At 72.7% G+C, this 19,355-nt stretch carries 15 protein-coding genes and 1 pseudogene; 12 read left to right on the top strand and 4 right to left on the bottom strand.

The window, feature by feature from the left end; translation table 11 throughout:
- Positions 1-33: 33 nt before the first annotated feature.
- The 4 genes from AB0K17_RS10140 to AB0K17_RS10125 all read right to left on the bottom strand — a co-directional run bounded on the left by AB0K17_RS10140 (position 34) and on the right by AB0K17_RS10125 (position 4,533).
- Positions 34-1,401 carry a glycosyltransferase gene (locus AB0K17_RS10140; protein ID WP_365982724.1) on the bottom strand — a complete coding sequence of 456 codons (1,368 nt, stop codon included), beginning with the start codon at positions 1,399-1,401 and terminating at the stop codon, positions 34-36.
- 77 nt (positions 1,402-1,478) lie between these two features.
- Positions 1,479-2,606: a UDP-N-acetylglucosamine 2-epimerase (non-hydrolyzing) gene (wecB, locus tag AB0K17_RS10135; protein ID WP_365982771.1), complete on the bottom strand. Its 1,128-nt coding sequence runs from the start codon at positions 2,604-2,606 to the stop codon at positions 1,479-1,481.
- 134 nt (positions 2,607-2,740) lie between these two features.
- Positions 2,741-3,442, bottom strand: coding sequence for a response regulator transcription factor (locus AB0K17_RS10130; RefSeq protein ID WP_365969639.1), 702 nt, complete (start codon positions 3,440-3,442; stop codon positions 2,741-2,743).
- Positions 3,439-4,533 carry a HAMP domain-containing sensor histidine kinase gene (locus AB0K17_RS10125; RefSeq protein ID WP_365982723.1) on the bottom strand — a complete coding sequence of 365 codons (1,095 nt, stop codon included), beginning with the start codon at positions 4,531-4,533 and terminating at the stop codon, positions 3,439-3,441. The genes AB0K17_RS10130 and AB0K17_RS10125 overlap by 4 nt, the downstream gene beginning before the upstream one ends.
- A gap of 111 nt (positions 4,534-4,644) precedes the next feature.
- Between AB0K17_RS10125 and AB0K17_RS10120 the strand changes: the two genes are divergently transcribed.
- The 12 genes and pseudogenes from AB0K17_RS10120 to AB0K17_RS10065 form a co-directional block, all read left to right on the top strand.
- Positions 4,645-6,189, top strand: a complete 1,545-nt coding sequence (locus AB0K17_RS10120; RefSeq protein WP_365969642.1) for a folylpolyglutamate synthase/dihydrofolate synthase family protein — start codon at positions 4,645-4,647, stop codon at positions 6,187-6,189.
- Positions 6,190-6,191: 2 nt separating this feature from the next.
- A complete protein-coding gene (locus tag AB0K17_RS10115) occupies positions 6,192-6,536 on the top strand; it encodes a DUF4233 domain-containing protein (RefSeq protein ID WP_344434319.1) in 345 nt (114 codons plus the stop codon).
- Between the two features lie 89 nt (positions 6,537-6,625).
- Entirely contained in the window at positions 6,626-7,039 is a 414-nt protein-coding gene (gene ndk, locus AB0K17_RS10110) for a nucleoside-diphosphate kinase (protein ID WP_365982722.1), read from the top strand.
- Positions 7,040-7,323: 284 nt separating this feature from the next.
- Positions 7,324-8,343: a rod shape-determining protein gene (locus AB0K17_RS10105; protein WP_004950903.1), complete on the top strand. Its 1,020-nt coding sequence runs from the start codon at positions 7,324-7,326 to the stop codon at positions 8,341-8,343.
- Positions 8,344-8,472: 129 nt separating this feature from the next.
- Complete coding sequence (mreC, locus tag AB0K17_RS10100; protein WP_365982721.1) at positions 8,473-9,405, top strand: rod shape-determining protein MreC; 933 nt, start codon at positions 8,473-8,475, stop codon at positions 9,403-9,405.
- Between the two features lie 4 nt (positions 9,406-9,409).
- Positions 9,410-10,111: a rod shape-determining protein MreD gene (gene mreD, locus AB0K17_RS10095; RefSeq protein ID WP_365969634.1), complete on the top strand. Its 702-nt coding sequence runs from the start codon at positions 9,410-9,412 to the stop codon at positions 10,109-10,111.
- Positions 10,108-12,318, top strand: coding sequence for a penicillin-binding protein 2 (mrdA, locus tag AB0K17_RS10090; RefSeq protein WP_365969633.1), 2,211 nt, complete (start codon positions 10,108-10,110; stop codon positions 12,316-12,318). Before mreD ends, mrdA begins: the two co-directional genes overlap by 4 nt.
- Positions 12,315-13,514: a rod shape-determining protein RodA gene (gene rodA / locus AB0K17_RS10085; protein WP_365982720.1), complete on the top strand. Its 1,200-nt coding sequence runs from the start codon at positions 12,315-12,317 to the stop codon at positions 13,512-13,514. Before mrdA ends, rodA begins: the two co-directional genes overlap by 4 nt.
- A gap of 39 nt (positions 13,515-13,553) precedes the next feature.
- A complete protein-coding gene (locus tag AB0K17_RS10080) occupies positions 13,554-15,056 on the top strand; it encodes a CYTH and CHAD domain-containing protein (protein ID WP_365982719.1) in 1,503 nt (500 codons plus the stop codon).
- A 101-nt stretch (positions 15,057-15,157) separates the two neighbouring features.
- On the top strand, positions 15,158-17,080 hold the full coding sequence (locus tag AB0K17_RS10075; RefSeq protein ID WP_365969630.1) for a TIGR03960 family B12-binding radical SAM protein: 1,923 nt from the start codon (positions 15,158-15,160) through the stop codon (positions 17,078-17,080).
- A 139-nt stretch (positions 17,081-17,219) separates the two neighbouring features.
- The gene (locus tag AB0K17_RS10070) at positions 17,220-17,975 is read left to right on the top strand and encodes a TIGR03936 family radical SAM-associated protein (protein WP_365969629.1); all 756 of its coding nucleotides are present in this window, start codon (positions 17,220-17,222) and stop codon (positions 17,973-17,975) included.
- Positions 17,976-18,220: 245 nt separating this feature from the next.
- A pseudogene (locus AB0K17_RS10065) lies at positions 18,221-19,355 on the top strand (ribonuclease E/G); the annotation flags it as partial.

The following is a 19,355-nucleotide window of genomic DNA, read 5'->3' as shown; positions in this document are numbered from 1 at the left end:
AGGTTGCTCGACTGTCGCCGGTTGTGGCGGGGCTCACGCCTCGATGGCCACCGGGCCCGACGTCGTGCTCTCGGCGTTGCGGCGGGTCTTCGCCCAGCCGTTGCGGCCGCGCAGCATCCGCACGAAACCGCGCGCCGACGCCGGGAAGAGATGGTAGGCGTACAGCCACAGTGCCAGCCCCCACAGCACCGCCGTCAGCAGCGAGCGGTCGGAGGCGAAGTCCCGGCGGTAGACCGGGCCCCACAGCACGAACGGCCCGATCGAGAGTACGGCCAGCCCCAGGACCAGCGGCCACAGTGCCAGCATGCCGCCGAAGGCCGCACCCACGCCGTCCGCGGCGGCCGCGAGGCCCAGCAGGACGAACATCACTGCGCACAGCGCCAGCGTCACCAGGTGCGCGACCGGCTGCAGGAACGTGTACAGCGTCTCCAGCACGCCCCGGCCGCCGTAGTGGCGGGAGGAGACGATGCGCGGCGCGTAGCGCACGCACTGCAGGTTGCCCTGCGCCCAGCGGGTGCGCTGGGTCAGGAAGCGGCGGCCGTGCGGCAGGCCCTCCTGGGAGACCCAGGTGTCGGCTATGTGCGCTATGCGGTCACCGTTGAGGATCATGTGCAGGCCCAGCTCGTAGTCCTCCAGCAGCGCACCGCGCTGCCACGGACGGCGCTCGGCGGCGGCTATCCGGTCCAGCGAGGCGAGCCGGGTGAACTGGCCGTTGCCGCCGAGACCGACGGAACCGGTACGGCCGCGCAGCAGCTGCATGCCGGCGTTGGAGACGGAGAACTCCATGTCCTGCATGCGCACCAGCAGGCGGGCGAAGGCGTTCGCGACCCGTCCGCGGTCCTCACCGAGCGGGTGCTTCTCGCCGGCGTTGCGCATCCGGACGCTGACCTGGACGCCGCCGACCTCGGGGTCGCCGAAGCCCTGCGGGCCGCTGACCCGGGCCAGGGCGTCCGGGGCGAGCTGGCCGTCGGCGTCGACGACGCACACCACGACGCGCTCGCGGTTGGTGTCCTTCGACAGGAACTCGTTCAGCTCGTCGTACGCGGCGTTGAGCGCCGCGCCCTTGCCCTGGCGGGCGTGCGGGCGGTGCCGGCGCACGAGGTGCACCCGGCGGTCCTCCTCCGAGAGCCCGGCGACGATGGCGCCCGTGCGGTCGTCGCTGTCGTCGTCGATGACCCACACGTGGGCGGCCGGATGATCGGCGCGCAGCCGCGCGACGGTCGTGCCGACGACGGCCTCCTCGTCCCGGCACGGAACGAAGAAATGCCAGCCGAAGGCGTCCGGGTTGCCGTTCTCCACGGCGGGGCGGCGCAGGTAGGCGTGGCGGGCGCCGGCCCAGTACAGGAGGAAGCAGAGGAGGAGGAAGAAGGGGAAGGCGAGGAGGAAGGGGTTCGAGAACATGCGGCTGCGGTGTGCTCCGGTGCGGGTGCGGTTCGGGTTGCTGTGGGGGCGCCTGCGGCGGGGCGGGGGGAAGGGCCCTACGCCGCCGTGGCCAGTTCGGCCGGTGCCGCGATCGCCGTCAGGAGGGTGACGATGCGCTCCGACGCGCGGCCGTCGCCGAAGGGGCTCGGCAGCGCCGCGAGGCGCGCAAGGCCCGCCGGGCCTTCGGCGAGGCGCCGGCACGCCGCGGCCCCGATGGCGGGCCCGGGCGCCACCAGCTCCGCGAAGTCCGCCATGGCCTCCGGCCGCTCCGTGGAGCGCCGCACCACGACCAGCGGCCGGCCGAGGACCGTGCACTCCTCCTGGATGCCGCCGGAGTCGGAGACGAGGAGGGCCGCGTGCCGGGCGAGGCCGAGGAACTCGGCGTAGCCGAGCGGCGCGGTGACGGTCAGCGGGGCGAGGAGGCCGCCGAGGCCGGCGGCCTCGATGCGGCCGCGGGTGCGCGGGTGCAGCGGCAGCAGGACGGGCCGGTCGGCCGAGGCCAGGGCGCCGAGCTCGGTGAGGACGGCCCGCAGGGCGGCCGTGGAGTCGGTGTTCTCGGGCCGGTGCACGGTGGCCAGGACGTAGCCGTCGGCCACGAGCCCGTACCGCTGCAGGAGCGCGGTGCGCTCGGCGGCGCCGGGCAGCTGCCCGTGGACGGCCTCGACGACCGTGTTGCCGGTGACGGCGATGCGCGCGTCGTCGATGCCCTCGGCGAGCAGGTTGGCCCGGTTGTCCTCGGTGGCGGCGCACAGCACGTCGGCGATGCGGTCGATCAGGACGCGGTTGTGCTCCTCGGGCATGTTGCGGTCGTGGCTGCGCAGGCCGGCCTCGACGTGCAGCAGCGGGATGCCGCGGGCGTTGGCGGCGAGTGCGCCGGCGAGGGCGGCGTTGGTGTCGCCCTGGACGACGACGGCCAGCGGCGGCTCGGTGGTGAACAGGTCGTCGAGCTGGGCGAGGGCGGCGGAGATCTGGACGGCGCGGGGCTGTCCGCCCACCCCGGTGAGGAAGGTCGGCTCGGGCAGGCCCAGCTCGGTCAGGAAGCGTCCGGAGAGGTTCTCGTCGTAGTGCTGCCCGGTGTGCACGAGGTGCGCGGCGGGGCCGAGGAGGCGCACGAGGTCGGTGAGCTTGACGAGCTCGGGGCGGGTGCCGAGGACGATCGCGACGCTACGCGGGGGCAGGGACAGCACGAGGGGGACTCCTGGAGCGGACGACGACGGCGAACGCTCACGAGCCTGTGGTGCGTCGGTTGCGGGTCGGGCAGGTCCTCGGTTGCCGGACGGTTGCGAACGGATGATCGGGGACCTTGGTCCCGGTGCGGTCAGGGACCTTCGTCCCCCGGTGGCCGGTAGCGGTAGCCGAGGCCGCGCACGGCCTCCAGCGGGTCGGCGGCCTCGTCGCCCGCGGCCTGGCGCAGTTTGCGGCGCAGCCGCAGCACCGCGAACTTCACCCGTTCCCGGCCGGTGCCCTCGGGGTCGTCCCAGACCCGGTCCAGCAGCTGCTCGGTGGTGATCACCCGGCCGCGGTTGCGGACGAGGAGCTGCAGCAGCCGGTACTCGATGTCGCTGAGCCGGGTCTCGTGCCCGTGCCAGATCGCCGAGCGGCGTTCGGGCACCAGGCGCAGCCCGTCCTCGCCGTGGTTCTCGCCCGCCCAGCGGGCGGGGGCGCTGCGGCGCAGCAGCGCCTCGACGCGGGCGAGGAGCTCGTCGTTGCCGAAGGGCTTGGGCAGGTAGTCGTCGGCGCCGGCGCGCAGGCCGCGTACGCGGTCGCTCTCGGCGCCGCGCGCGGTCAGCAGCAGGACGGGCAGGTCGGACATGTCGCGGGTGCGTTCGAGCACGTCCCAGCCGTCGAGGCCGGGCAGGCCGATGTCGAGGATCATCAGGGCGGGGCGTTCGGCGAACAGCAGCCGCAGGGCCTCGCGGCCGTCCTCGGCGTGCACGGCCTCGTAGCCGTTGCGGGCGAGCAGGACGCGCACGGCGAGGGCCAGGTCGGGGTCGTCCTCGACGACCAGGACGCGGGTCATGGCGCTCCTTGGGCCGTGTCGGCGGTGCCGGGTCCGGCGACCGGCAGCCGGATGCGGAAGGTCGCGCCCTCGCCGGCCCGGCCGCCGGCGGTGATGGTGCCGGCGTGGAGCTCGACGACGGTGCGGGCGATGGCCAGGCCCAGGCCGGTGCCGGGGTAGCCGCCGGAGCGGGCGTTGGGGGCGCGGACGAAGCCGGTGAAGATCTCGTGGCGGGACTCCTCGGGGATGCCGATGCCGGTGTCGGTGACCTCGATGTCCCAGTGCACGCCGCGCAGGGCGGCGGTGATGCCGATGCGGCCGCCGGGCGGGGTGAACTTGGCGGCGTTCTCCAGCAGGTTCCCCAGGACGTGCCGCAGCCGGTGCGCGTCGCCGCGCAGTGGGGGTCCGGGCTCGCAGTCCAGGGCGGCGAAGAGGCCGGCGCGCTCGATGGCGGGCATGTGTTCGAGGAGGGCGTCCAGGAGCAGCTGCGGTACGTCGACGTCGCCGAGCTCCAGTCCGGGTTCGCCTCCCGGGGCCCGCATCCGGGTGGTCAGCAGCAGGTCGGAGATCACCCGCTGCATGCGTTCGGCGTTGCGCCGGATGGCCTGCAGGAGGGACTGCTGCTCGTCGGTGAGGGCGCCGAAGGACGGGTCGGCGAGCAGCTCGCCGAAGCTGCTGATGGACGACAGCGGGGTGCGCAGCTCGTGGGAGGCGGCGGCGGTGAAGGTGTTGCGCTGCCGGGCCAGCTCGGTCAGGGCCCGGTTGTCGCGCTCCAGGTCGCGCTCGCGGCGTTTGGCGGCGGTGATGTCGGTGAAGACCCACAGGGCGCCCAAGTAGGCGTCCCCCGCGCGCAGCGGCTCGACCTCGCGGCGGATGACGCGGCCGTCGGCGAGCGGCAGCTCGGCGACCCGGTGGACGTGGACGCCGGGGGTCGGGGCCGCGCCGCTGCCGGGGCCCGGCACGCCGAACAGCTCGGTGAAGCGGCGGTTGACGGCCAGGACCTCGTCGGTGGGGCCCTGCAGGAGGGCGCCGCCGGGCAGCGCCTCCAGGACCGCCTGCAGGACGGCCTGCAGCCGGTCCGGGTCCTTCGGGCCCCCGGACGCCGATGCCATCGTCTCCCAACGTAGGGCAAAGCGGATCGATCCGCTCTCCTTCGTGCCGGGGGCGCCCGGGCCCCGCGGCCGCCCGGGGTCCGTAGACTGGTCGCCGTGAGCGAGCGCCCCATGAACGACGACAACGGCGATACCGGACGTGACGAGGCCGGTGAAACCGGCGGTAACGACGCGAACGAGACGTTCGAGGAGATCGTCGAGAACGAGACCGGCCGTGACCCGGACCTGGCCGTGATCGAGGCCGGCAGCCGCACCCTGCGCACCCAGGCCGGGCCGCCGCAGGGCGACGGCGTGCCCGCCCGTCCGGAGGACCCCGAGGTCGACCGGGCGCTGCGCGAGGTGGAGGCCGAGCTCGCCGGGCGCTGGGGCGAGACCAAGCTCGACCCCTCGCTGGGCCGCATGGAGGCCCTCATGGACATCCTGGGCCAGCCGCAGCGCGCCTACCCCGCCATCCACATCACCGGCACCAACGGCAAGACCAGCACCGCCCGCATGATCGAGGCGCTGCTGGGCGCCTTCGAGCTCCGTACCGGCCGCTACACCAGCCCGCACGTGCAGTCGGTCACCGAGCGCATCAGCCTGGACGGCGCGCCGATCGCCGCCGAGCGCTTCATCGAGACCTACCGCGACATCGAGCCGTACGTGCGCATGGTCGACGAGCGGGAGGAGTTCCGGCTCTCCTTCTTCGAGGTCCTCACGGGCATGGCGTACGCCGCCTTCGCCGATGCCCCGGTCGACGTGGCCGTCGTCGAGGTGGGCATGGGCGGCACCTGGGACGCCACCAACGTCGTCGACGGCACCGTGGCCGTGGTCACGCCCATAGCGCTCGACCACACCGACCGGCTGGGCACCACGCCCGCCGAGATCGCCACCGAGAAGGCCGGCATCATCAAGACCGGCGCCACCGCGGTGCTCGCCCAGCAGCCCGTGGACGCCGCCCAGGTGCTGCTCAAGCACGCCGTCGAGGTGGACGCCACGGTCGCCCGCGAGGGCATGGAGTTCGGCGTCGTCTCCCGCGAGGTCGCCGTCGGCGGCCAGCTGCTGACCCTGCGCGGCCTGGGCGGCGAGTACGAGGACGTCTTCCTGCCGCTGTACGGCGCGCACCAGGCGCACAACGCCGCCGTCGCGCTGGCCGCCGTCGAGGCCTTCTTCGGCATCGGCTCGCAGCACGCCCGGCCGCTGGACATCGACACCGTGCGCCGCGCCTTCGCCTCCGTCACCTCCCCGGGCCGCCTGGAGGTCGTGCGCCGCAGCCCCACCGTCGTCCTGGACGCCGCGCACAACCCGGCCGGGGCGCAGGCCACGGCCGAGGGCATCACCGAGGCGTTCGGCTTCAGCCGCCTGATCGGCGTCGTCGCCGCCAGCGGCGACAAGGACGTCAAGGGCCTGCTGGAGGCCTTCGAGCCGGTCTTCGCCGAGGTCGTCGTCACCCGCAACTCCACCCCGCGCGCCATGGACGTCGACGAGCTGGCCGCCCTGGCGGTCGAGGTCTTCGGCGCCGAGCGCGTGCAGGTCGAGCCCCGCCTGGACGACGCGCTGGAGGCGGCGATCACCCTGGCCGAGGAGGAGGACGAGTACGCCGGCGCCGGCGTCCTGGTCACCGGCTCGGTCGTCACGGTCGGCGAGGCCCGGCTGCTGCTGAAGGGCAGGGGCTGACGATGCGGACGCTGTGCGCGAGCACCCTGATCGGTGAATTCTTCGTCATCGGCTTCGCGGGCCTGGTGGCCATGCAGACCTCCGACCTGTCCACGGGCACGGTCTGGGCCGTCAGCGGCACGGCCATGGTGCTGAGCGTGCTGCTGTGCGGCATGCTCACCCGGCCCGGTGGCGTGGCCCTGGGCTGGGCGCTGCAGCTGGGACTGATCGCGAGCGGTCTCGTCGTGCCGATGATGTTCATCCTCGGCGCGGTCTTCGCCGGCCTGTGGTGGACCTCGGTCCACTTCGGCCGCAAGGTCGACGAGGCCAAGGCCCGCTTCGCGGCCGCCCAGGCGGAGGCGCAGTAGCCGGATTGTCGATGGGTCGCACCCTGCCTGTACCCTTCCGCCCAACCGGACACGATCACCTTTACGAGTCCCCTCCAAGGAGCCGCAGCATGAGCCAGCGCACCCTCGTCCTCCTGAAGCCTGACGCGGTCCGCCGCGGGCTCGTCGGCGAGATCATCAGCCGTATCGAGCGCAAGGCCGGCTGGACGATCTCCGCGCTGGAGCTGCGCACGCTGGACCGCGGCACCCTGGAGCAGCACTACGCCGAGCACGTGGGCCGCGACTTCTACGAGCCGCTGATGGGCTTCATGTCCTCCGGCCCCGTCGTCGCCCTGGTCGTCGAGGGCGAGCGCGTCATCGAGGGCGTGCGGGCGCTGGCCGGCCCGACCGACCCGATCTCGGCCGCTCCCGGCTCCATCAGGGGTGACTTCGGCACCATCACGCGCGAGAACCTCATCCATGCCTCGGACTCCGAGAGCTCCGCGGAGCGGGAAATCAAGATTTTCTTTCCCGGTCTCTCCTGAATCCGCCGGATACGAACGCCCATTCTGATCAGGGGCGACCGATTTCCTTTCGGTCGCCCCCCGGCATATGCGCGCCGAACGAGGGAACCTCTCACTCCGACACGACGTCACCATTACTGGGGCCGGCTCGTGTTCCGCCGACAATGGCGGAGGAACCCTCGCGCCGCGTCCGACCGGTCGAGACTACGATGAAGCCTCCGCGCCCGCAGCGCACCACACCTGCCGACCTCGAGTAAGCGATCGCTCAAACTGGGAAGGCCAGACGCATCCTCATGGGGAACAACATGTCGTTCATCGGCCGTGACATGGCTGTCGACCTCGGGACCGCCAACACGCTGGTGTACGTCAGAGGCCGGGGGATCGTCCTCAACGAACCGTCAGTCGTCGCGATCAATACCAACACCGGTGGCATCCTGGCGGTCGGTGCCGAGGCCAAGAAGATGATCGGCCGGACCCCGGGCAACATCGTCGCCGTGCGCCCGCTCAAGGACGGGGTGATCGCCGACTTCGAGATCACCGAGCGCATGCTGCGCTACTTCATCCTGAAAATCCACAAGCGCCGATGGATGGCCCGTCCGCGTGTCGTGGTGTGCGTGCCCTCCGGCATCACCGGCGTCGAGCGCCGCGCCGTGATCGAGGCCTCCACCCAGGCCGGTGCGCGTCAGGTGCACATCATCGAGGAGCCCATGGCGGCGGCCATCGGCTCCGGGCTGCCCGTCCACGAGGCGACCGGCAACATGGTCGTCGACATCGGCGGCGGCACCACCGAGGTGGCCGTGATCTCCCTGGGCGGCATCGTCACCGCGCAGTCCATCCGGGTCGCCGGCGACGAGCTGGACAACGCGATCATCCAGCACATCAAGAAGGAGTACAGCCTCCTGCTGGGCGAGCGCACCGCCGAACAGATCAAGATCACCATCGGTTCCGCCTACGACCTGGAGCAGGACGAGCACACCGAGATCCGCGGTCGCGACCTCGTCAGCGGGCTGCCCAAGACCGTGGTCATCTCCGCCGCGGAGGTCCGCAAGGCCATCGAGGAGCCGGTCAACTCCATCGTCGACGCCGTCAAGACCACCCTCGACAAGTGCCCGCCCGAGCTGTCGGGTGACGTGATGGACCGCGGCATCGTTCTCACCGGAGGCGGCGCCCTGCTGCGCGGCCTGGACGAGCGACTGCGCCGGGAGACCGGCATGCCCATCCACATCGCCGAGGACCCGCTGGACTCCGTCGCCCTCGGCTCGGGCAAGTGCGTGGAGGAGTTCGAGGCCCTGCAGCAGGTGCTCGACGCCCAGCCGCGCCGCTAGCGGTCGGGCGGCCACCGACGGCGGCAATCCCCTTGCCGCCGAAACAAACTGATATACAGGCAGAACGCTCCCTAATGACCGTCCGGACCCGCAGCCGGGCGGTCCGACGAGAAGGGCACGCCGCCGCACGTGAGGGACACACGAGAGAGCCGGCTGCTGCTGGTGTTGCTGATCGCGATCGCGTTCGCGCTGATCACGGTCGACATCCGCGGTGGTGAACAGTCCCCGCTCGACGGTGTCCGCCATGCCGCCGCCTCCGCCTTCGGCCCCGTGGAAAAGGGCGTGGCGGCGGCGGTGGACCCGGTCGGCAACGCCATCGCCGCCGTCCGCGACTCCGGCGACCGCAGCAGCCGCATCGCCGAACTCGAACGCGAGAACACCGCCCTCAAGCAGCGCCTCGGCAGCGACGACCGCAACCGCGGCCGGACGCGCGAGCTCGACGCCCTGCTCAAGACCGCCGGCCGCGGCCAGTACGGGATCAAGGGCGCCCAGGTCATCGCCATAGGAGCCGCGCAGGGCTTCTCCTGGACCGTCACCATCGACATCGGCAGCGACGACGGCGTCCGGCGCGACATGACCGTCATCAACGGCGACGGCCTCGTCGGCCGCGTCACCACCGTCGCCCCGGGCACCTCCACCGTCCTGCTGGCCAGCGACCCCAAGTTCACCGTCGGCACCCGCATGGAGAAGACCGGCGAACTCGGCTTCGCCGGCGGCCAGGGCGACAGCGCCCTGCGCGTGGAACTGCTCAACGGCAAGGCCGCCGTCCACAAGGGCGACCGCCTGGTCACCTTCGGCTCCAGCAAGGACAAGCCCTTCGTGCCCGGCGTCCCCGTCGGCGAGGTCGTGCGCGTCGAGCCCTCCGTCGGTGGCCTGACCCGCACCCTGCAGGTGCGTCCCTTCGTCGGCTTCAGCAAGCTCGACATCGTCGGCGTCGTCGTCGAGGCCCCCCGCGACGACCCGCGCGACACCGTCCTGCCGCCCAAGCCCGAGGCGCCCAAGCCGGCCCCCACCGTGACCGTCACCGTCACCCCCAGCCCGAGCGCCAAGCCCCAGGACTGACGACATGCGCCTGAACCGGATCCTGCTCTCGACCGTGCTCGTCGTGGTGGCCCTGGTCCTCCAGGTGAGCGTCTTCGCCCGGCTCCACCTGCCCGGTGCCGTCCCGGACCTGATGCTCCTGGTGGTCGTCGGCCTCGGCCTGGTCTACGGCCACACCGCCGGCTGCCTCATCGGCTTCGGCGCCGGCCTGCTCGCCGACCTCGCCCCGCCCGCCGACCACGCCACCGGCCGCTACGCGCTCGTCCTGTGCGTCATCGGCTACCTCGTGGGCCTCGCGAAGCCCGAGACCGGCCGGGTGCGCTCGGCCACCGTGCCCATGGTCGCCGTGGTGGGCGCGGCCGTGCTCTCCACGCTGCTGTACGCGGGCGTGGGCTCGCTCGTCGGCGACACCGCGGCCCGGCACGTGGGGCTGAGCGGGCTGGTGCTCACCGCCGCCGCGTACGACCTGCTGCTGGCGCCGTTCACCGTCCCGCTGGTCATGGCGCTGGCCCGGCAGACCGCCGGCGACCCGCTCACCGGCGACGGCACGCCCGTGGCGGCCGCGAGCGAGAACACCTACCGGCGCCGCTCCGCCGGCGCCTTCCGCATCGGCCGCACCCGCCGCTCCCGGCTCGGCGGCCGTCGCGGCCTGATGGGCACGCAGCGCAGCAGCCTGCTCGCGGGACAGGGGCGGAAGCAGAAGATCAAGGGGGTGCGGCGGCTTTGAGGAACCTTCGCGAAGCGGGCCGGAGGGTGACGATCCGGCTGGTCGTCATCCAGGTCCTGGTCTTCTCGCTGCTGCTCACCCTCGCCGGCCGGCTGTGGTACCTGCAGATCCGCAACGGCGACCAGTACACCGCCGAGGCGGCCAGCAACCACATCCAGCAGGTCGTCGCCCCCGCCACCCGCGGCTCGATCCTCGACGCCCGCGGCGTGCCGCTCGCCGACAACGAGACCCGCCTGGTGGTCTCCGCCAACCGCACCGACCTGATGCGGATGAAGGACAAGGGCAAGGGCGTGCTCACCCGCCTCGCCGGCGTCCTCGGCCTGAAGCCCGAGGACGTCGCCGCCAAGGTGCGGCTGTGCGACGCGAAGACCCCCAAGCCCTGCTGGGCCGGCTCGCCCTACCAGCCCATCCCCATCACCGACGAGGCCACCACCCAGCAGGCGCTGCAGATCCGCGAGCGCCAGGAGGACTTCCCCGGCATCACCGCCGAGCCCACCGCCGTACGCCGCTACCCCGGGCCCGGCGGCTCCAACACCGCGCAGGTCCTCGGCTATCTCTCGCCCGTCACGGACGAGGAGATCACCAAGGCCAAGAAGAGCCGCTCCCCGCTCCTGCGCTCCGACCAGGTCGGCCGCAGCGGCCTGGAGCGGCAGTACGACACGGCGCTGCGCGGCAAGGCCGGCGTGACCCGCTACGAGGTCGACAACCTCGGCCGCGTCATCGGCAAGGCCAAAAGCGACAAGGCCCAGCCCGGCTCCAACATCGTCACCAGCATCGACGCCCGGGTGCAGGCCATAGCGGAACGCGAGCTCGACCAGGCGATGAAGGACGCCCGCAAGGAGGTCGACCGCAACACCGGCACCACCTACAAGGCCGACGCGGGAGCCGTGGTGGTGATGGAGTCGAAGACCGGGCGCGTCGTCGCCATGGCCTCCAACCCCACCTACGACCCCAACGCCTGGGTCGGCGGCATCTCCGCCAAGGACTACAAGGCCCTCACCGGCGAGGACTCCGGCTTTCCGCTGCTCAACCGCGCCATCCAGGGCCAGGCCGCCCCCGGCTCCATCTTCAAGGTCATCAGCACCACGGCCGCCGTCAACGCCGGTTACTCCTTCACCGACCACTACAACTGCTCCAGCGCGTACAGCATCGGCAGCCAGGTCTTCAAGAACTTCGAGTCCAAGGGCTACGGCCCCATCGACCTCGGCCAGGCGCTGGAGGTCTCCTGCGACACCGTCTTCTACGACCTGGCCTACCGCCAGTGGCAGAAGGACGGCGGCAACAACCCCAAGCACCCCGCCGACTGGTTCTACAAGACCGCCCACCAGTTCGGCCTCGGCAAGGAGACCGGCGTCGACCTGCCCAACGAGGTGCGCGGCCGCGTCCCCGACCGGGAGTGGAAGAAGCGCTACTGGGAGGCCAACAAGGACGCCTGGTGCAAGCAGGGCAACGACGAGAGCTACGCCGGGAAGATCGCCCAGGAGAACTGCGTCTCCGGCATGCGCATGCGCGCCGGCGACTCCGTCAACTACTCCATCGGCCAGGGCGACACCCTCGTCACCCCCATCCAGATGGCCACCATCTACGCGGCCATCGCCAACGGCGGCACCCTGTACAACCCCACCATCGGCAAGGCCGTCATCAGCCCCGACGGCAGGAGCGTGAAGCAGATCCCGCCCACCGCCCACGGGAAGCTGCCCTTCGACGGCAGGCTGCGCGACCAGCTCGACGCCGCGCTCGCGGGCGTCGCCACCCGAGGCACCGCGGCCTGGCGGTTCGAGGGCTGGCCGCAGAAGCAGATCGCCATGCACGCCAAGACCGGCACCGCCGAGGTCTACGGCAAGCAGACCACCTCGTGGTTCGCCACCTACACCGACGACTACACGGTCGTGATGACGATCTCCCAGGGCGGCACCGGCTCCGGCGCCTCCGGCCCGGCCGTGCGCAAGATCTACAACGCGCTGTACGGGGTCGACGAGCAGGGGAAGATCGACGAGAAGAAGGCCCTGCTGCCGCACCCGGAGACCAAGCTGCCGAAGATCGACAAGGACGGCACCATCGAGGCCCAGCCCATGCCCTCGCCCAGCCCGTCCGCCTCCGCCTCCGACTCCGCCTCGCCCTCCGCCTCCCCTGCCGGCGGCGCGCCGTCCGATCCGGCGGAGCCCTCGCCCGAGGCCCCCGGCCGCAGGGAGGACACCCTCCGATGAGCACCACCGAGGGCTACCGCGTCCGCCGCTTCAGCCCCGAGCGCGGCACCTGGTCCCGGCTGACCGCGCGCGACTCCGTCGTACGCCGCCTGGACTGGGTGATGCTGCTCGCCGCCCTGGCGCTGTCCGGTATCGGCACCCTGCTCGTGTACTCCGCCACCCGCAACCGCACCGAGCTCAACCAGGGCGACCCGTACTACTTCCTGTTGCGCAACGTCCTCAACACCGGCATAGGGCTCGCCCTCGCCGTCGGTGCGGTCTGGCTCGGCCACCGTTCGCTGCGCGGCGCCGTGCCGATCCTGTACGGCGTCTCCGTGCTGTTCACCCTGGCCGTCCTGACCCCACTCGGCGCCACCATCAACGGCGCCCGCTCCTGGATCCAGCTCGGCGGCGGCTTCTCCATCCAGCCCTCCGAGTTCACCAAGATCACCATCACCCTGGGCATGGCCATGCTGCTCGCCGGCAAGGTCGACGGCGGCGAACGCCGCCACCCCGACCACCGCACCGTCGTCCAGGCCCTGGGCCTCGCCGGCCTGCCCATCGCCGTCATCCTGCTCATGCCCGACCTCGGCTCCGTCATGGTGCTCGTGGTCATCGTCCTGGCCGTGCTGCTCGCCTCCGGCGCCTCCAACCGATGGATCGCCGGCCTGCTCGGCGCCGGCGTCATCGGCTGCGTCCTCGTCTGGCAGCTCGGCGTCCTCGACGAGTACCAGATCAACCGCTTCGCCGCCTTCGCCAACCCCGCCCTCGACCCCTCCGGCGTCGGCTACAACACCAACCAGGCCCGCATCGCCATCGGCTCCGGCGGCCTCATGGGCTCCGGCCTCTTCCACGGCTCCCAGACCACCGGCCAGTTCGTCCCCGAACAGCAGACCGACTTCATCTTCACCGTCGCCGGCGAGGAGCTCGGCTTCCTCGGCGCCGGCACCATCATCTTCCTGCTCGGCGTCGTCCTGTGGCGCGCCTGCCGGATCGCCCGCGAGACCACCGAGCTCTACGGCACCATCGTGGCCGCCGGAATCATCGCCTGGTTCGCCTTCCAGAGCTTCGAGAACATCGGCATGACCCTCGGCATCATGCCCGTCACCGGCCTGCCCCTGCCCTTCGTCTCCTACGGCGGCTCCTCCATGTTCGCCGCGTGGATAGCTGTCGGCCTCCTGCAGTCCATCAAGGCGCAACGACCGGTGTCCGCCTGAGTCTGCCCATGGCGGCGTTCGCGCACTAGATTCGGCGTCATGGCGGACACCGTGCGAGAGATCGAGCGGAAGTACGAAGCCGAGGACGGCGCCGGCGAGGTCCGGTTGCCCGACCTGAGCGGTGCCGGGCCGGTCGCCTCGGTGGCCCGGCAGGACGCGGTCGAGCTCGACGCCGTCTACTACGACACCGCCGACCTGCGCCTGGCCGCAGCCGGCATCACCCTGCGCCGCCGCACCGGCGGCACCGACGCGGGCTGGCACCTGAAGCTGCCGGTCGCCCCCGGCGTGCGGGACGAGGTTCGCGCCCCGCTCGGCGAGCGGGTCCCGCCCCGGCTCGCCGGGCTCGTCCGCTGCCGTACGCGCGAGGAACCCCTGCTGCCCCTCGTCCGCCTCGTCACGCGCCGCGCGGTCCAGCACCTCCTCGCCGCCGACGGCACGCTGCTGGCCGAGGCCAGTACGGACGCGGTGACCGCGGAACGGGCCGACGGCGGGCACACTGTCCGGTGGATCGAGGCCGAGGTGGAAGTCGCCCCCGGCGGCGACCCCGCCCTCCTCGACACCCTCGAACCCCACCTGCGCACAGCCGGACTGCGCCCCTCCCCGGCCCCCAGCAAACTCGCCCGAGCCCTGGACGAACTCGGCCTCGCCCACCCCGCCCCGCAACCCGTCGCCAAGCCGGCCACGGCCGGCGACCACCTCCTCGCCTACCTGCGCGAACACGCCGAAACCCTCCTCGCCCTCGACCCGGGCGCGCGCCTGGGCACCAAGGACGCCGTTCACCAGATGCGCGTGGCCACCCGGCGGCTGCGCAGCGCCTTCCGCACCTACGGCAGGATCCTCGACCGGCGCGCGACCGACCCGCTCGGCGAGGAACTCCGGTGGCTCGCCGCCGGGCTCGGCGTCGACCGCGACCGCGAGGTCCTCGTGGAACGCCTGCGCGATGCGCTGGAAGAAGTACCGCGGCCGTTGGTCCGCGGGCCCGTGCGGGCCCGGCTGCGCATCTGGGCCACCCGCAACCGGGCCGAGACGCGGCGGCAGGTGACCGCCGTACTCGACGGCAAGCGCTACCTCGCGCTGTTGGAGGCGCTCGACGCCCTCCTTACCGACCCACCCCTGCGGCCCGCCGCGGCGCGGCCCGCCGAACCGGTGCTCACCAAGGCCCTCCAGCGCGACCACGCGCGCCTCGCGGCACGCGTCGAGCACGCCCTGGCCACGGAACCGGGCCGGGCCCGGGACCTCGCCCTGCACGAGGCCCGCAAGGCCGCCAAACGTGCCCGCTACGCGGCGGAGGCGGCAACACCGGCCCTGGGCAAGCGGGCGAAGCGCTTCGCGCGGGAGGTGAAGGCGGTGCAGACGGTGCTGGGCGACCACCAGGACAGCGTCCTGACCCGCACGGCGCTGCAGACGATCGCCTCCCAGGCGGCGGTGGCGGGAGAGACGACGTTCACGTACGGCCTGCTGTACGGCAGGGAGGAACGCCGGGCGGCGGACGACGAACGGCAGCTGGCGGGGACGTGGACCCAGGTACGGCCCCCGGCGTGAGGGGGGCCGGGGCGGAGCCCCGGGAAAGATCACCGGACAGGCACCGCGGCACGGCACGTTACTCTTGAGGGTCACCCCTGTCAGCTCACGAAGGTCCAGCGATGTCTGTCGAGTCGGTTTTCCCGCAGCTCGAAGCCCTGCTCCCGCATGTGCAGAAGCCGATCCAGTACGTAGGCGGCGAGCTCAACTCCACCGTCAAGCCGTGGCACGAGTGCGACGTCCGCTGGGCCCTGATGTACCCGGACGCGTACGAGGTCGGTCTGCCCAACCAGGGCGTCATGATCCTCTACGAGGTCCTCAACGAGCAGGAGGGCGTGCTCGCCGAGCGCACCTACAGCGTGTGGCCGGACCTGGAAGCGCTGATGCGCGAGCACGACGTGCCGCAGTTCACGGTGGACTCGCACCGTCCCGTCGGCGCGTTCGACGTGTTCGGCCTGAGCTTCTCCACCGAGCTGGGCTACACGAACATGCTCACCGCGCTGGAGCTCGGCGGCATTCCGCTGGAGGCCAAGGACCGCACGATCGACCACCCGGTCGTCGTGGCGGGCGGGCACGCCGCGTTCAACCCCGAGCCCATCGCGGACTTCATCGACTGCGCCGTCATCGGTGACGGCGAGCAGGCCGTCCTGGAGATCACGAAGATCATCCGGGAGTGGAAGGCCGAGGGCCGTCCCGGCGGCCGCGACGAGCTGCTGCTGCGCCTGGCGAAGACCGGCGGCGTGTACGTGCCGCGCTTCTACGACGTGGAGTACCTGGCCGACGGCCGTATCGCGCGCGTCGTGCCCAACCGCTCCGGCGTGCCGTGGCGCGTGTCCAAGCACACCGTGATGGACCTCGACGAGTGGCCGTACCCGAAGCAGCCGCTGGTGCCGCTGGCCGAGACCGTGCACGAGCGGATGTCCGTGGAGATCTTCCGCGGCTGCACCCGCGGCTGCCGCTTCTGCCAGGCCGGCATGATCACCCGCCCGGTGCGCGAGCGCAGCATCACCGGCATCGGCGAGATGGTGGAGAAGGGCCTGAAGGCGACCGGCTTCGAGGAGGTCGGCCTGCTGTCGCTGTCCTCGGCCGACCACACCGAGATCGGTGAGGTCGCCAAGGGCCTGGCCGACCGGTACGAGGAGGACAAGATCGGTCTCTCCCTGCCGTCGACCCGCGTGGACGCCTTCAACGTCGACCTCGCCAACGAGCTGACGCGCAACGGCCGCCGTTCCGGCCTGACCTTCGCCCCCGAGGGCGGCTCCGAGCGCATGCGCAAGGTCATCAACAAGATGGTCTCGGAGGAGGACCTGATCCGCACCGTCGCCACCGCGTACGGCAACGGCTGGCGTCAGGTGAAGCTGTACTTCATGTGCGGCCTGCCCACCGAGACCGACGAGGACGTGCTGCAGATCGCGGACATGGCGATGAACGTGATCGCCAAGGGCCGCGAGGTGTCGAAGTCCAACGACATCCGCTGCACCGTCTCCATCGGCGGCTTCGTGCCCAAGCCGCACACGCCGTTCCAGTGGGCCCCGCAGCTGTCCGCCGAGGAGACCGACGCGCGCCTGGAGAAGCTGCGCGACAAGATCCGCGGCGACAAGAAGTACGGCCGCTCGATCGGCTTCCGCTACCACGACGGCAAGCCCGGCATCATCGAGGGCCTGCTCTCGCGCGGCGACCGCCGCGTGGGCGCCGTGATCCGCGCCGTCTACGAGGACGGCGGCCGCTTCGACGGCTGGCGCGAGCACTTCAGCTACGACCGCTGGATGAAGTGCGCCGAGGCGACGCTGCCCACCATGGGCGTCGACGTCGACTGGTACACCACGCGCGAGCGCACCTACGAGGAGGTCCTGCCCTGGGACCACCTGGACTCCGGCCTGGACAAGGACTGGCTCTGGGAGGACTGGCAGGACGCCCTCGACGAGACCGAGGTCGAGGACTGCCGCTGGACGCCCTGCTTCGACTGCGGCGTGTGCCCGGCGATGCAGACCGAGATCCAGATCGGCCCGACCGGCAAGAAGCTGCTGCCGCTCTCGGTCAAGTAGCGAACACGGGGGAGCGAGGGTCCTGCCCGGTTGGCGGGGCCCTCGCTGCACGTACTCTAGGTAGCAGTACGACCGCACTCACGAAGGACGAAGAACACTGGGCAAGCGACAGCCCGAAGGCCCGCCGCCGGCACCTGTGGTGCAGCGCATCCGCCTGCGCTACACCAAGCGCGGCCGCCTGAGGTTCACCAGCCACCGCGATTTCCAGCGCGCCTTCGAGCGGGCGTTGCGCCGTGCCGAGGTGCCCATGGCCTACTCGGCCGGCTTCACCCCGCACCCCAAGGTGTCGTACGCGAACGCCGCGCCGACCGGTACGGCCAGCGAGGCCGAGTACCTGGAGATCCAGCTCGCCGCGACCCGCGACCCGGCGCTGCTGCGCACGCTGCTCGACGACTCGCTGCCCGACGGGCTCGACGTGATCGACGCCGTGGAGGCGCACACCTCCTCCTTCGCCGACCGGCTGCAGGCCTCCGTGTGGGAGATGCGGCTCGACGGCGTGGCCGTCGCGGACGCCGAGCGCGCCGTGGCCGCGTTCCTCGCCGCGGACGCGGTGGAGGTGCAGCGCCGCACCAAGAACGGCATGCGCACCTTCGACGCACGGGGCGCCGTGTGCCGACTCGAGGCGCTCGACGCTCCGGCCGATAGGCCGGGCAACGGTGCCTGTGCGATACTGCGGCTGGTAGTTCGGCATGCGACACCTGCCGTACGACCCGACGACGTCCTGTCCGGTCTCCGCGCTGTGGCCGACCTGGCGCCGCCGGTCCCCGCTGCGGTGACCAGGCTGGCGCAGGGGCTGCTCGATGAGGAGTCCGGCACGGTGACCGATCCGCTCGCGCCCGACCGCGACGCCGCCCCGGCCGCTGCACCCACGGCCGCCGGGCCGGGAGCCGCGTAGCAGGTGCCGGAAGGTTCCCTTTGGGACGGCCGCCGACGCGCCGCCGCGCCACCAGGGAGCCACCCGGTCCGGCAGGCGCACTGACCAGGAGACTTTCGCCGGTGCCGTCGAGATACGGACCCGGCGAGTGAGACGACAGCTCCCGTGCGGCGACCGCGCCCCGGACTGCGGTACCGCGCTCATCACGCGGCGCGGCGGCCGGAGAACGGCGCGGCGCCCGGGAGCGTGACGGGAGAACCGCCCGCATGCTCGATTCCACTGAGCCCATGGGGCCGGAGGGCGCACACAGCGTCGCCGGCAACAACGACAACAGCCCCAGCGACACGCTGCCGCCGAGGCGCCGCCGCCGTGCGGCGTCCCGCCCGGCCGGCCCGCCCGCCGGGGCCGCCGCCGAGCCGGTCACCGGTTCGGCCCCCGAGACCGCAGAGGCCGCCGCCGAGCCGGCCGCCGCCGCGGAGACCCCCGCACGGCCCCGCCGCCGCGCGACCCGCAAGACCACCGCCGCCGCCGAGGCGCCGGTACAGGCCGAGCCGGCCGAGGCCGCGGCCGAGGAGGCGGCGCCTGCCGCCCGTACGCCGCGCCGCCGCGCCACCCGCAAGACGGCCGCACCCGCCGCCGAGCCGCAGGCCGCCGAGGCCGCCGCCGCCGAGGCCCCCGAGGCCGTCGCCGAGGAGGCGCCCGCCGCCCGTACGCCGCGCCGCCGGGCCACCCGCAAGGCCGCCGAGCCGGCCGTGACCGCCGAGGCCGCCCCCGAGCAGCCCGCCGCCCGGACGCGCCGCCGCGCCACGCGCGCCGCCGAGGCCCCCGAGACCACCCCGCAGCTCGCCGAGGCCGCCCTGGAGGGCGCCCCCGAGGAGGCCGCGGAGGCCGCCGCTCCGGCGCGCCGTCGTCGCCGGGCCACCCGCGAGGTGACCGCCCCGGTCACCCCCGAGGAGACCGTGACCGCCGAGGCCGCCGTCACCGAGGAGCCGGAGGAGACCGAAGAGGCCGAGGAGGCCGCTGAGGAAGCGGTTGTCGAGGCCGTCGAGGCCCCGGCTGCTGCTGCTCCTGCCCGTCGTCGTCGCCGTGCGACGCGGGAGGTGTCCGCGCCGGTGGGTGCCGTCGAGGAGACCGGGACCGTCGTGGCTGCGGCCGAGGCCGCCCCCGCGCCGGCGGAGGAGGCTGTCGTCGAGGCCCCGGCTGCTGCTGCTCCTGCCCGTCGTCGTCGCCGTGCGACGCGGGAGGTGTCCGCGCCGGTGGGTGCCGTCGAGGAGACCGGGACCGTCGTGGCTGCGGCCGAGCCCGCCGCCGCGCCGGCGGAGGAGACCGTCGTCGAGGCCCCTGCCGCTGCTCCCGCGCGTCGCCGCCGTCGTGCGACGCGTGAGGTTGCGGCTCCGGAGT

The sequence above is a fragment of the Streptomyces sp. NPDC049585 genome, from assembly GCF_040675615.1.
In the GTDB taxonomy this organism is placed as follows: Bacteria; Actinomycetota; Actinomycetes; order Streptomycetales; family Streptomycetaceae; genus Streptomyces; species Streptomyces luteosporeus.
Note: the sequence above shows the minus strand (reverse complement) of the source record. Positions and strands in the feature narration are given on the sequence as shown.